At 53.0% G+C, this 13,458-nt stretch carries 9 protein-coding genes; all 9 read left to right on the top strand.

What is annotated here, in order from left to right:
* Window positions 1-69: 69 nt before the first annotated feature.
* The 9 genes from fusA to KOR42_RS02385 all read left to right on the top strand — a co-directional run bounded on the left by fusA (window position 70) and on the right by KOR42_RS02385 (window position 13,455).
* On the top strand, window positions 70-2,145 hold the full coding sequence (gene fusA, locus KOR42_RS02425; RefSeq protein WP_146507024.1) for an elongation factor G: 2,076 nt from the start codon (window positions 70-72) through the stop codon (window positions 2,143-2,145).
* A gap of 62 nt (window positions 2,146-2,207) precedes the next feature.
* Window positions 2,208-3,320: a tRNA guanosine(34) transglycosylase Tgt gene (gene tgt, locus KOR42_RS02420; RefSeq protein WP_146507023.1), complete on the top strand. Its 1,113-nt coding sequence runs from the start codon at window positions 2,208-2,210 to the stop codon at window positions 3,318-3,320.
* A gap of 112 nt (window positions 3,321-3,432) precedes the next feature.
* Window positions 3,433-3,795 carry a preprotein translocase subunit YajC gene (gene yajC / locus KOR42_RS02415; RefSeq protein WP_146507022.1) on the top strand — a complete coding sequence of 121 codons (363 nt, stop codon included), beginning with the start codon at window positions 3,433-3,435 and terminating at the stop codon, window positions 3,793-3,795.
* Window positions 3,796-3,867: 72 nt separating this feature from the next.
* Window positions 3,868-6,834 carry a protein translocase subunit SecD gene (secD, locus tag KOR42_RS02410; RefSeq protein ID WP_146507021.1) on the top strand — a complete coding sequence of 989 codons (2,967 nt, stop codon included), beginning with the start codon at window positions 3,868-3,870 and terminating at the stop codon, window positions 6,832-6,834.
* Between the two features lie 339 nt (window positions 6,835-7,173).
* On the top strand, window positions 7,174-7,644 hold the full coding sequence (locus tag KOR42_RS02405) for an ASCH domain-containing protein (protein ID WP_197440788.1): 471 nt from the start codon (window positions 7,174-7,176) through the stop codon (window positions 7,642-7,644).
* A complete protein-coding gene (locus KOR42_RS02400; protein WP_146507019.1) occupies window positions 7,628-8,842 on the top strand; it encodes a THUMP domain-containing class I SAM-dependent RNA methyltransferase in 1,215 nt (404 codons plus the stop codon). The genes KOR42_RS02405 and KOR42_RS02400 overlap by 17 nt, the downstream gene beginning before the upstream one ends.
* A gap of 422 nt (window positions 8,843-9,264) precedes the next feature.
* Window positions 9,265-10,572 carry a DUF58 domain-containing protein gene (locus tag KOR42_RS02395; RefSeq protein WP_197440787.1) on the top strand — a complete coding sequence of 436 codons (1,308 nt, stop codon included), beginning with the start codon at window positions 9,265-9,267 and terminating at the stop codon, window positions 10,570-10,572.
* A gap of 7 nt (window positions 10,573-10,579) precedes the next feature.
* Entirely contained in the window at window positions 10,580-12,895 is a 2,316-nt protein-coding gene (locus KOR42_RS02390) for a transglutaminase TgpA family protein (protein WP_146507017.1), read from the top strand.
* Complete coding sequence (locus tag KOR42_RS02385) at window positions 12,892-13,455, top strand: CPBP family intramembrane glutamic endopeptidase (RefSeq protein WP_231740601.1); 564 nt, start codon at window positions 12,892-12,894, stop codon at window positions 13,453-13,455. Before KOR42_RS02390 ends, KOR42_RS02385 begins: the two co-directional genes overlap by 4 nt.
* Window positions 13,456-13,458: the final 3 nt, after the last annotated feature.

Raw genomic sequence — 13,458 nt, 5'->3', positions numbered from 1 at the left:
TGAATGAGCAGGCTTTTTTTATGTTTGGGGAAACTTCTCAGTTCTTTCAATCCAGATACTTGATCAGCTATGCCAGGCCCCATTGAAAAACTTCGAAACATCGGGATCGTGGCGCATATTGATGCCGGAAAAACGACCACGACAGAGCGCATTCTGTACTACGCAGGTGCCACTCACCGCATGGGGAATGTCGACGACGGAAATACCGAGACCGACTTCGACCCGGAAGAAGCCAAACGCGGAATTACGATTTACTCCGCAGCTGTGACCTGCCGTTGGAAAGAGTGCACGATCAACCTGATCGACACTCCCGGTCACGTCGACTTTACGGCCGAAGTTCAGCGGAGCCTTCGCGTGCTCGACGGGGCTGTCGTCGTCTTTAGTGCAGTCGAAGGCGTCGAAGCTCAAAGCGAAACAGTCTGGCGACAAGCTGACGAATACAAAGTCCCGCGTCTTTGCTTCATCAACAAGATGGACCGTATCGGGGCGAACTTCGAGAATGTTCTGGACCAGATTCGGAAACGTCTCGGCGGAAATCCGCTGCCGCTCTTTCTTCCTATCGGGTCCGAGCACGATTTTCTCGGGATTGTCGATTTGATCGGCCGCAAGGCTCTCTATTTCGACTCAGAGACCCAGGGAAAGAACATCACGGAAGAAGAGATCCCCGACGATCTCAAGGACCAGGCAGAGGAATATCGACAGAAGCTTGTCGAGACAATCGCTGAACGCGATGAGTCTGCGATGGAGACCTACTTCGAAGAAGGGGATCTCCCCGACGAGACGATCCACAAGCTTCTTCGTGAGGCAACTCTCGCCGGAGATATCCAGCCAACATTCACCGGATCGGCCCTCGATTTTGTCGGTGTTCAGCCGATTCTGGACGGCGTGAACCGTTATCTTCCGAGCCCTCTGGACGTGCCACCGGTTCACGGAATCAATCCAAAACCCAAGAAGAACCAATCAGCGGAAATCACCCGAGGGCCATCGAACGACGAGCCACTCGCAGCGTTGATCTTTAAGATTGTGGCTGACAAGCACGCGGACTTGTGCTTCGTCCGAGTTTACTCCGGGGTCTTGAAATCCGGCTCGCGACTCCTGAATCCCCGCACCGGGAAGAAGGAATTCTGTAGTCAGATCTGGCACATTCAGGCGGATCAGCGAGAAAAAATCGAGATCGACCTCGTCGAAGCTGGCGACATCTGCGGTGTGATTGGTCCCAAAGATATCGTGACCGGCGACACATTGTGTCCCACCACCGATCCGATCCTTCTGGAGTCCATTCACTTTCCGGAAACCGTCATCTCGATGGCGGTTGAGCCAGATACCAGTGCTGACAAGAAGAAGCTGGAAGACGCTTTGGTGCGGCTGGGTCGTCAAGATCCAACATTCAAAGCCCAAATCAGCGAAGACACCGGGCAGACGATTATCAGCGGAATGGGCGAGCTTCATCTGGAAGTGTTGAAAGAACGCATGCATCGAGATTTCAATCTCAATGTTCGCGTTCACAAACCACGCGTTTCTTATCGCGAAACGGTCAAGCACCCCGCCGAAGCTCACGAGGAATTCAATCGCAGCAATCAGGGAGAATCGCATTTCGCAAGCGTGACGGTCAGTGTGGAACCGTTCGAAGGCGAAAGCCCGATCCATGTCACGTCGCGGATTCCGGTCGGATCGATTCCAGCCGAAGCGGAGAAAATTGCTCGGGAAGCGGTTTTCGAATCGGCTCAATCGGGAGGCGTGCTCGGCTATCCGTTGATGAAAGTCCGCTTCGTCATTCTCTCAGTCGGTTACCGCGAAGGAGAAACGAACGAAGAGGCCCTTAGATCCGCAGCTGCTCATGCTGTTCAATCCGCACTCAGCAAAGCGGAAATCGCTTTGCTGGAACCGATCATGAAGCTTGAAGTTGTCACTCCCTCAGACTTTGTGGGCAATATTCAGGCAGACCTGAATCAACGTCATGCGAAGATTTTCGGCAGCGAAATTCGCGGGCATCTCACCGCTCTGCAAGCTGAAGTTCCGCTGGCGAACATGTTCGGCTACTCGTCTCATGTGCGAAGCCTTTCGCAGGGTCGCGCTTCCTTCTCGATGGAGCCGATGAAATATGACCTCGCTCCTCAATCTGTCCTGAACGAGATGCTTGGCTGATCCGATCACGGACGTTCGATGTCGGGTTGACGGAAACCCGTCGGAGTCACAGGGAAAGACCGATGTTTCAGTTTCACCTCGATCACACCGACACAAGCTCTTCCGCACGGTGTGGTCGCTGGGAAACTCCTCACGGAGTGGTCGAAACCCCAGCGTTTATGCCCGTCGGAACGCGAGGGAGCGTCAAAGGCGTCTGGCCGCACCAGTTGGCTGAAACTGGCGCGCAGATGATTCTCGCAAACACCTATCATCTCACTCTGCGGCCTGGGGAAAAAGTTGTTCAGGAACTCGGAGGTCTCCACGAGTTCATGGGCTGGAACGGCCCGATTCTGACTGATAGCGGCGGGTTTCAGGTTTTCAGCCTCGGTGCTCTGCGGCAACTCGACGATGACCGCGTCGTGTTCAAGTCTCACATTGATGGCAGTATTCTGGACCTCACGCCAGCCCGGGCGATGCAGATTCAGGAGGACCTCGGGGCGGACTGCATTATGTGTCTTGACGAATGTCCGCCACACGATGCTCCGGTTTCGAAACTCGAAGAAGCTGTCGCTAGAACGACGCGATGGGCCCAAATTTGTCGCGAGACCCACAAACGCGCCGATCAGGCTTTGTTCGGAATTGTTCAAGGTGGAATTCATCCCCAACTTCGAGAACGGTCCGCCGAAGGTCTCCTCAAGCTCGATTTTCCCGGCTATGCGGTGGGGGGATTGTCTGTCGGAGAGTCGCCTGAAGAGATGTATCGCACTCTCGATTTCACAACGCCAATGCTTCCGAAAGAGAAGCCTCGATACCTGATGGGCGTCGGCCGCCCCATTGATATTATCGAAGGTGTTTTACGAGGCATTGACCTGTTTGACTGCGTAATGCCCACGCGAAATGCCCGCAATGCGACTGCGTTCACGAGTCATGGAACGGTCAAAATGCGGAACCTGAAATACCAAACCGATCGTGAGCCGCTTGACAGTGAATGCGACTGTTCCACGTGCCAGCAGTTCAGCCGCGGTTTCCTTCGCCATTTGTTCACCGTCGGAGAAATGCTCGGCCCGATGCTCCTCTCAGTCCACAACCTGAGGTTCTATCAGAGGGTCGTCACGGAGTTACGGTCCGCAATTAAGTCAAACTCAGCCCAAGAGTTTCGACGTGAACATCTTGCTCGGATGAGGGACGGTCCCTAAACTACCCGCTTCTCCCGACCGGATTGGCGTGTGCGGTGACCTGTTGGAGAACGAAAAACGGGGACGACAACTGGAGGATTTCCTCCTCATTCAACTTTAACGCATTGCAACTATGTCGACACTGACCATTCCATTTTTGATCCTGGCAGCAGATGCAGCTGACCAACCGGAAGGCAGTCCGATGTGGCAAATGTTGTTGCTGTTTGGACCTCCGCTGTTGCTTCTTTTTTTCATGCAAACGATTTTTGGGAAAAGTGAAGCAAAAGAAAAAGCACGTCGCGACGAATTGGTCTCAGCACTGAAGAAGAATGACCAGATCGTCACGATTGGCGGCATTCTGGGAACTGTGGTTTCGGTTGCCGAAGACAAACAGAGTGTCACGATCAAAGTCGATGACAATACGCGTTTGAAATTCCAGGCCAGTGCGATCCGAGAAGTGGTTTCTCGAGACAGCAAGGATTCGGAGAAGTCGTGATCGAACTGGGATCACCTCAAATCGTTCAACTGGCATGACAGCCAGCTAAATACCGGGACGGAGCAAAACGGGATGAGTCCGTTGAATCTAGACTTGTTGCTATTCGCTCAGACGAGCATCACCACCGCTGAGGGCACTGCTGAGGCCGCTGAAGCTGCTGAAGTCAGTTCGGCAATGGGTTGGGGTGTTTTTCTCATCGTTGTCGCTGCCTTGGTGATCCCGTTCGTGGTCGGAAGCCTGGTGGCAACCGCCTTGAACCTCAAATCACTCTCGACACGCATCAGCCTTGTGTTGCTCGCAATCACACTTGCGGTCAGCCCATTCATCATCACAAAAGCCGAAGGCAAGCCCTTCAAGGATGCGATCAATCTCGGGATCGACCTGGCTGGCGGAACCAACATGGTTTTCGCAGTCGACAGAAAAGCTGCCGAAGCTGAGGGTAAAGTCATCGACGATGAGTTGATGAACAAGATGGTCGAAAAAGTCAAACAGCGTGTGAACCCGACCGGAACCGAAGAAGTGACCGTTCGGCGAGTCGGATCTGACCGCATCGAAGTCATTGTTCCCGGTGCCGATCAGGAAAAGGTCGAGCAGGTCAAACGGGATATTACTTCGCTCGGAGAACTCGAGTTTGCACTCCTTGCGAACTCGGTGAATCATCAAGACATCATCGCCCTCGGGGATAACGTTGGCGAAGGCGGAAACGTCTTTCGTGACGGGAAACTCATCGCAATGTGGCGACGCCCTGCTCTGGATGCAGAAGGCATTCAGAAAGTGACAGGTGGAGATCGCGTTCGAAGCCGGATCTTAACAGCGGAAGACGGGACTCCACTCACTGACGCGGCTGGACAACCACTTCGCGAGTTTCTGGTCGTGGTTGATCCTGATCCCGCTAAACGAATCACTGGACGTTATCTGATTAGCGTTCGTGAGGAAATTACTGAAAAAGGTCTGGCGGTCGGCTTCACGTTTAACCAACGTGGCGGATACCTCTTCGGACAAGTGACCTCGCGAAATCGTCCTCAGGAAGGGGAAGGCTTCTTCAGCCATCTGGCTGTTTTGCTTGACGGGAACATCCACTCCGCTCCGACGATCAATGCTGTGATTACAACGACTGGTGTGATCGAAGGACGATTCACCCAGGACGAAGTGGACAACCTTCTCGGCGTGCTGAACGCTGGTGCTTTGGAAGTCCCACTCGTTTCCGAACCTGTGACAGAATTTACGATCAGTGCTCTGCTCGGTGAAGAAGTTCAGAAGAAAGGCTTCCTCGCGATTGGAATCGCCCTCGCTGCCGTCTTCATCTTCACCCTTGTTTACTATCTGAAATCGGGGTTTGTGGCGGACGTCTGTTTGGCCATCAACATCCTGCTTGTTCTCGGAGCGATGTCTCTGATCGATGCCACCTTCACACTCCCCGGACTGGCCGGTCTTGTGTTGACGATCGGTATGGCGGTCGATGCCAACGTTCTGATTTTCGAGAGAATGCGGGAAGAACAAGCACGCGGTTCGAGCATTCGCATGTCGATCAAGAACGGCTTCGAGAAAGCCTTCTCGACGATTTTCGATGCCAACATCACCACGTTGCTGACAGCGGTTGTGCTGTATTACATCGGAACCGATCAGATCAAAGGATTCGCGGTGACTCTGTTCATCGGAATTCTGACCAGTATGTTCAGTGCGCTCTATATCGGCCGCTTGATCTTCGAAATTGCCGAACAGAAACGCTGGCTCACTGACCTGAAAATGATGAGCCTGATCAATGCGGAAGGAATCAACTTCCTCGGCAAGAAACAGATTGCCGCTGCCGCTTCGGTGCTGGTCATCCTGGTTGGTTTGACCGCCGTCGGAATGCGAGGCTCAGACAATCTCGACATTGACTTCCGTGGTGGATCGATGGTGACCTTCGGATTTGAAGGCGAAGCTCCAGAAACGGAATATGTCCGTGAAGTTCTGGAACCGCAATTTGAAGACGGAATCACACTTGAACAACTGTCCGTCTCCGAAGGTGGCGAATCACGCAAGCTGTTCCGGCTTCGAACCGTTGTCGATGAAACCGGTGTTGTGAGTCAAAAGATCAAGGAAGCTTTCGCTGACTCTGAGTACCGTCTCGTTCAGCAATCGGTTCGCTACGACGATCCGGTCGAAATTGTGGTTGAGGAAGGCTCAGAAGATGAGTTGATGGCTGGCGGATACCAAACGACTGTCGTTCTCTCCGAAAGTATGACACCGGCCGCATTGGCGGATGAAGCGTTCGTTTCACTCTCAAGCATCAAAGAACTGTCTGGAGTGGACATCGAAGAAACGATCATCGCCCGGTCGTTGAACCCGGAAGAGCCGAAGTCGAACGAAATCCTCCTGATGTTCGGTCCGTCCGTGCCTGTTGAGGATGTCAATGCAGCGTTGAGCAGCATGAAGGAAGATCTTGAGAAAGATCCGCACTTCGAGGAAGTCAACTCATTCGCACAGTCGGTGACTGGCGACGCCAAATGGGCTGCCATCACAGCGATGGTCATCAGCCTGTTGATGATCGTGGCTTACCTGTGGATTCGATTCCAACGAGTCACCTTTGGTGTGGCTGCCTGTGCGGCACTGATTCACGACGTGCTTGTTGTGCTGGGACTCGTGGCGATTGGAGCGTACCTGAGCGGAACGCCTCTGCGGTCGCTTCTGATGCTCGAAGACTTCAAGATTAACCTTCCGATCATCGCGGCCTTCCTGACCATCGTCGGTTACTCGCTGAACGATACGATTGTTGTGTTCGACCGAATTCGTGAGGTTCGAGGACGAAACCCTGCACTGACTGAATCGATGGTGAATGCGAGCCTCAATCAAACACTTTCACGAACGATTCTGACCTCGTTGACGACGCTGATCGTCGTTCTCATCCTGTATGTAATGGGTGGGGAAGGAATTCACGGATTCGCGTACTGTTTGATCCTCGGAATTCTCGTCGGAACTTACAGCTCCATCTACGTGGCGAGCCCGGTCCTCGTCTGGTTGATGAACCGACAACAGAAGAAAGTTGCTTCCACTTAATCGCAGGAAGCGGTGATCCAAGTGAGATATTTAAAGCGGAGTTGCGTGGTGGCACGCCTCTCCGCTTTCTGCTGCTGGGGCCTGAATCGATCGTCGATTGACAGACAAATCCCAGTGACAGGCAAAACCCAGCGATAACCCCTGGAAACAAAGCCAGTTCCTGCATAGAGATGTGCACATTGCAGCGGGCTTGATGTCTGCAGTCACGATCATTCAAACTTAGTTGAAATGGTCTTCTCGAACTCGCACGAGCGTTTGCAGCATCTCTCGAATGAGACGAGGGCAGAGAGACCACGAAAATTTCGAGTAAAGCGTGCTTCGTCAATAGAACAAGTCATCGTGTCTTCTGACCCTCAACAACATCCCAATCCGGAACTGATTGCACTGGCGATTCAGCAACCGTGGGCAGAGTTGATTCTTCGCGGAATTAAGACCGTTGAAATTCGGTCGGTCTCGCCTGGAACTCAGTCGCTGGTTTACCTGTACAGTTCCCGGCAACTATCACGAATCGCTTCAGCACAGACAGCGATTGAGAAATATGACCTGGACCGGAAGACGCTCCCGACGGGAGTGATTGTCGGAACAGTCACAATCAACGGATGCACTTCGAGCACTGCAAGTGATGCAGATGCCGCGTGTGTTTCCCCACAAGAACTTGAAGGTCTTTACAGCTGGCATCTGGAAGATCCCCAGCGGATCGCTCCCTGCCTGACTCCGAAGTACTTCCCCTACGGAATGTGGTTTTATCCATTTCGGAGACGGTCGTCGGGCCCCAGCAGAAAGAAAACCACTGATGACTCAACAGCTTGAACTGGTCGCGATCACCGCTTTCGGACTTGAGGCCGTTGTCGCACGTGAACTGAGAGACCTTGGATATCCGGAAACGACAGTTGAAGACGGTCGAGTTCGATTCAAAGGCGACGCTGCGGCAATCTGTCGCACAAATCTCTGGTTGCGCTGCGCGGAACGAGTGCAGGTCGTGGTCGGCGAATTTGACGCAGTCGACTTTGATCAACTGTTCGATCAAACGAAAGAGCTTCCATGGGAAGAGTGGTTGCCTGTCGACGCCATCTTTCCAGTCGGTGCTCGAAGTGTGCGATCAGTCATCAACAGCCCACGTAACGTCCAGCGAATGGTCAAGCGTTCGATCGTCGAACGACTCAAAACAGTCTACAACCGGCACCGCTTTGCAGAAGATGGAGTTGAATATCCCATCGAAGTTTCCATCCTTCGAGACAAGGTCTTGATGACGATCGACGCGACCGGTGACGGGTTACACAAACGCGGATATCGGCAGCTTGTCGGTCCTGCTCCCTTGCGGGAAACCGTCGCTGCGGCACTGCTGAAACTCAGCTACTGGAATCGGAATCGCTTGCTCGTCGACCCATTTTGTGGCTCCGGAACCATCGCTATTGAGGCTGCATTGCTCGGGAGAAATCTGGCTCCGGGACGCGACCGAAGTTTCGTCGCTGAGAACTGGAATCAGATCGACCTGAAGCACTGGAAGGATGCTCGTCAGGAAGCCCGAGACCTCGTCGAGCCGCCGCTTCCCATACGAATCGTCGCGCGTGATCGTGATCGCAAGATGATTTCAATTGCCAAGCGGAATGCGAATGAAGCGGGGATCTTTTCGGAGATCTTCTTTGAAGCCAAAGACTTTATCTCCTTCCCGACCGATCGCGACTTCGGCTGCACTGTCGCCAACCCTCCTTACGGCGAACGACTCGGGGAAAAGAATGAAGTCCGCCAACTGCATCATGACATGGGAGAACTTCTGATTCCGCTCGAAGACTGGTCACATTACATCTTCACAGGGGCCGACAACTTCGAGCGAGAGTTCGGCAAACGAGCGGATCGACGACGCAAGATTTTCAGTGGACGAATCCCCTGCACCTACTATCAATATCTTGGTCCACGACCTCCGCAAGAGGCGAACGAAACCGACTCTGAAAACGTCGACACAAGCGTCAACACAGAGGATGACTATTCGACTCCGGGTGAGTTTTAACTCTCAAAAGATCGGCGATCGAATTCCGGTCTGAGGCTGGTCCTGTTGTGAGGCAGGGATCGCGTTCCTTCTGATGGATGGCAGGTTCGCTGAATGCAAAGCGTAATGTGCGATCCATTTCGGAGCAGGAAACTCGGATGCGCTGAAATTGATCCTGCGAATCGCGGTCCGAATGGTTCTTCAAGTCGCTGATTGTTTGAGATCCATTCTGGACGTGTTTTGCGTCCATTTGCTCAGAACAGCCATCGCCTCAAGTGGGCATCTTCTGATTAAGATGCGAAATCAATTCGGAAACCATCCTTGCCATTTCTGATGGGATGCTCACAATTTAGTGAGCGGAGAATCGCTGCCGCCCTCACACCGGATTGAGCATGCCCCCAAAACATCGTCTTCGTCGATTATCTATTCCAGGAATCCTGCTCATGGTCCTGGGACTCACTCTTGTCGTCTTCGAGATGTGGTCAGGGCGGGTTTACAATCAACTCGGATCGGCAGGGCGTGTTGCAGCCATTTTGAGTGGAACCGCTTTTTCTGTGTGGGGACTGAAAGAAGTCATCGCCAGCCTGTTTCCCAGCTGGACCAAATCGAGTGACAGCTTTCTGCTGCCCGTCGAAGGTTGGGCCTATCTGATCATCATGTGCGTGCTCTTTATCGGAGCACTCATTGGACGCAGCAACTTACTGTTGATGGTCTTTGCGTCGATGGCTGGGCCGTTCATCATGAATGGATGGTTCACGTTCACGATGTTGCGTCGTCTCAATGGAGGTCGAAGTCTGCCTGAGCGTGTCATGGCTGGGGAAACCTTCACGACAACGATCATCCTTGAGAATCGAAAATCTTGGCTGGCTGTCTGGCTGATGCGCGTGCTCGACTCGGTCACCAAAGGGAACAGCTACATCAAACCGGAAGTCATGTTCGTGCGCATTCCTCCCAGGGAATCACGGCAAGGCCATTATCAACTTCGGTTACACGAACGCGGCCGATATCGATTCGGTCCGATGACGGTGACAACACGGTTTCCACTCGGGCTTGTTCAACGGGGAACCGGACTCGATGTGAATGACGAGTTACTGGTGTACCCACGTGTCGGCACATTGACTCCCAAGTGGAGAAAGCTTCTTCAGTATTCCTTCGAACTGGTGACCGACGTGCAAACGCAGTCGGGTTTGTTCCATGATGAAATGAGCCGAATTCGCGAGTACCGTGCTGGTGATGATCCCAGAATGATTCACTGGAAAACCTCAGCACGCACCAACGAATTGATGGTTCGAGAATATGAAGAAAGCCGCGATCGGGATTTGCTTCTGATCGTCGATTGCTGGCAACCTGAAACTCCGACCTTAACCTCCCCTGACGAATTCGAACGAGGTCTGTGTTTCGCGACGACGGTCTGCATGGAGCATCTCCGAGGCAGTCGTGAATCTTCTCTCAGTGTGCGTCTGGTGGGACAAACTCTCGTCAAGTGGCAGGGCGACAAAGGGGAATCACACATAGACCAACTGCTCGATGCGTTTGCCGAGGTGATGAGTTCAAGTCAGATCCCTCCCGAGGCGGTCGTTGAAGGACTCGATGATCAACAATCGCGACAATTCCGGGTTGTCTTATTGTCTGCCCGGGCCGAAAAATTCCGCGATGAGTTAAACCATTCGACAGAGTCTCGCTTTCCCGAGATGCAGGTGCTCGGAATGTCGGCCGAAGAGTTGAGTCCATTGTTTTACCAGGCGAAGTGAACCACTTATGCGTCAAATCCTCTTCATCAGCCTGACCGTGATGATCTCTTTGTCAGGGATTGTCTTCGCCGTTGCTGAAGGTTCGCCTTTGGCGGGGGTGACCCTGCTGATTGCATTGGCAACACTCTTTTTTGTCGACATTGAAGACAAGTTTTCCGTCCCGGTTTCGATCGCCAACACTTTGGGGCTGATTGCCTTCTTCGTGGCAGGGATCGAGTTTTTCGGAGGGCATATTGAGTCGAGGCTCCTCGCTGGCGGCCACTTGATTGTGTATCTCACCTGGGTCAATTTGATCCAGAAGAAAGGCAATCGCCAAATCTGGTGGCTGTGTGCGCTGAGCATATTACAGATCGCTACGGCGTCGGTTCTGACGACATCGATGTGGTTTGGAGCGGCACTGATTCTGTATTCGTTCGTCGCCACATGGACGTTGTCAGTCTTTCTCCTGTATCGATCGACGAAAGAAACGGACGATGCTCAAAAGAGCGGCCCGCTGGAGCAAGGTTCGAACTTTGTGGTGGGAGACGCGTGGAAAGGAGTTTCTCGCGATGTTGACCACCGGCTGGTCAATTCCCGATTTGTCCTCGTAACGGGCGTCGTGACGTGTCTCTCTCTGGCAATCGGCCTGATGTTCTTCCTCTTTACTCCCCGAGTATGGATCGGAAACTACTCGCTGTTTGGAGATGAAGCCGTTGCGGGGCGCTCATTGACCGGGTTCACGGAAGAAGTTCGGTTGGGAGACATGAGCGAGATCATGGAGAACAGTGCACCGGTCATGCAGGTCACTCTTCACCATCGACAGCAAAAACGACCGTTCACATTGAAAGAGGCGGAAGCCTACCTCGGCCCTGATCCGTTGTTCCGCGGAACTGTGATGGAAGAGTACGAAAACGGACGCTGGAAACAGGTTCATTTTCCGGGTCCCGAAACACCAGTTAGTCAGGTCGAGAATACAACGATTGAACAGAAGTATCGAATGGCGCCCTTGAATTCATCGACGCTGTTCAGCTTCGGCGATGCGGTAGGCGTTTCAGGAAGACGTGCTTTCATCGAACCGTATTCAGACGAGCTGAAGCGGAATTCGAGTAACCGTTCAGGTGAACGGAATTACGAGTACAGCGTCTACGCGAACCTCGGTCCTCCGGACGCGACGAATTCACAGGTGCGTGAAAGCTGGCCTCCGTACTACAAAATGTTCTTCGCTCCCAGCGAGTACTTTTCCGGTTCGAGACTCGGTCAGCAACGGGGTGGCTATGTCGGTCGACAACTGCGGGTCCCTGACGATCTGCAGCGAGTGACCGAACTCGCGCAATCTGTTGTCGCCGATGAAGAGAATGACTACCTCAAAGTCCAGCGGCTTCTTCAATACTTCGATGGACCAGAATTCGAATACTCGCTCGACCTCAGTGTGACAGATGCGTCCGTCGATCCACTCGAAGACTTCTTGTTCAATCGAAAGTCGGGCCACTGTGAATATTACGCGTCAGCAATGGCAATCATGCTGCGAGGAGTCGGAGTTCCGTCACGATTGGTCAGTGGATTCAAAGGAGGAAGTTTCGACTCCGACGGTCTCACGTTTCGTGTTCAACAATTGCATGCCCATTCCTGGGTGGAAGCATTTATCGACGGGACCTGGCTGACAGTTGATCCCACGCCTGCCGCGAGAGAAGTCGCTGTTCAGGAACTGGAGGACTCGTTCTTTGGACTTTCAGAATTGTGGTCCAACATCCGTCAGATTTGGAGCACGGGTGTGAGAATGTCTAAATCACAGCAACAGGAGTTAATCTATACTCCTCTCCAAACAGTGGCGGTTCAAAGCTGGGACAGCCTTAAAGACTTTGCACAGAGCGACAAAACCGCGACGCTGCGAAGTTTCGTCGCGTTCCTTCGATCGCCTCGACAGTGGTTCAGCGTGACCGGTGGCATCGTGGCCTTCGTCCTCATGGTTCTGTTGAGCGCGATTGTCTGGTGCGTCAAGAAACTGATTCAGTTGATTCGCTCAATCAGCAACGCCCGGTCCATGAAGCGAAGACATCGCTCGGAAGTGCAGTTCTTTGACAGGTTCGTTCAAATCCTTTCAAAGCTGGACATCCATCAGTCGCCGAGTCAGACCGCTCGTGAATTCGTGAAAAGCTCGTTGGTGGAACTCAAACAACCTCTCAGCGATGCTGGCCTTTCGGAATGGCCCGAAGAACTCGTCGAGCTTTTCTATCAAGTTCGTTTCGGTGGAAGCACGATGTCTCCGCAACAGTCTCAACGAATCGATCAAGAGCTTAAGAAGCTCCAGGATTGTGTTGATCAGCGAGAGAATGCCCAATCGTGAATCTGAACGACCGCTTTGATTTTTTACGTCTCACCGGCACTTTCATGCTCTCGCTGTTGGTGATCACTCTGGGGATCGCTGCGATTGCAGACATTCCGCTGATGAGTAGAATTCACTGGTCAGTCAGTGACTTTCTGATCGGCGTCATTGCCGCCATTTTGATGTTTGCGGTTTTCGGTCAACTTGGCTCGTTGAGGGAAGAAGCAGGCAATCGTCTCGGGCAATCGCTCGCCAGTTGCCGCTGGTTCGATCTGGCGATTCTCGCGGTCGTTGTCGGGATCGTTGAAGAACTCTTGTTCCGCGGATTGATCGAACAGTCGCTCCAATCATTGGGACCGTGGACCGCGCTGTTGATCACGAACGTTGTCTTCGGTGTGTTGCACGCGGTCTCGCCCTTGTATGCAGTCGTCGCGGGAGTGCTGGGAGCAATCCTCAGTGGTCTCACCTGGGGGATCGGAGACTACAATCTGCTTCGCCCGATCGTCGCTCATTCTCTTTACGACTTCATCGGATTTATGATCATCGCGAACGACTACAAACGATCCGCAGAATCGACCTGAATC

This window comes from Thalassoglobus neptunius (assembly GCF_007859735.1).
In the GTDB taxonomy this organism is placed as follows: Bacteria; Planctomycetota; Planctomycetia; order Planctomycetales; family Planctomycetaceae; genus Thalassoglobus; species Thalassoglobus neptunius.
This window is presented reverse-complemented; position numbering and strand designations above follow the sequence as displayed.

What these genes read in the sequence shown, in the direction of transcription:
- yajC (WP_146507022.1), top strand. Translation starts at nt 3,433, where the DNA reads ATGTCGACACTGACCATTCCATTTTTGATCCTGGCAGCAGATGCAGCT.
- KOR42_RS02395 (WP_197440787.1), top strand. Translation starts at nt 9,265, where the DNA reads ATGGTCCTGGGACTCACTCTTGTCGTCTTCGAGATGTGGTCAGGGCGG.
- secD (WP_146507021.1), top strand. Translation starts at nt 3,868, where the DNA reads ATGAGTCCGTTGAATCTAGACTTGTTGCTATTCGCTCAGACGAGCATC.
- fusA (WP_146507024.1), top strand. Translation starts at nt 70, where the DNA reads ATGCCAGGCCCCATTGAAAAACTTCGAAACATCGGGATCGTGGCGCAT.
- tgt (WP_146507023.1), top strand. Translation starts at nt 2,208, where the DNA reads ATGTTTCAGTTTCACCTCGATCACACCGACACAAGCTCTTCCGCACGG.
- KOR42_RS02400 (WP_146507019.1), top strand. Translation starts at nt 7,628, where the DNA reads ATGACTCAACAGCTTGAACTGGTCGCGATCACCGCTTTCGGACTTGAG.
- KOR42_RS02390 (WP_146507017.1), top strand. Translation starts at nt 10,580, where the DNA reads ATGCGTCAAATCCTCTTCATCAGCCTGACCGTGATGATCTCTTTGTCA.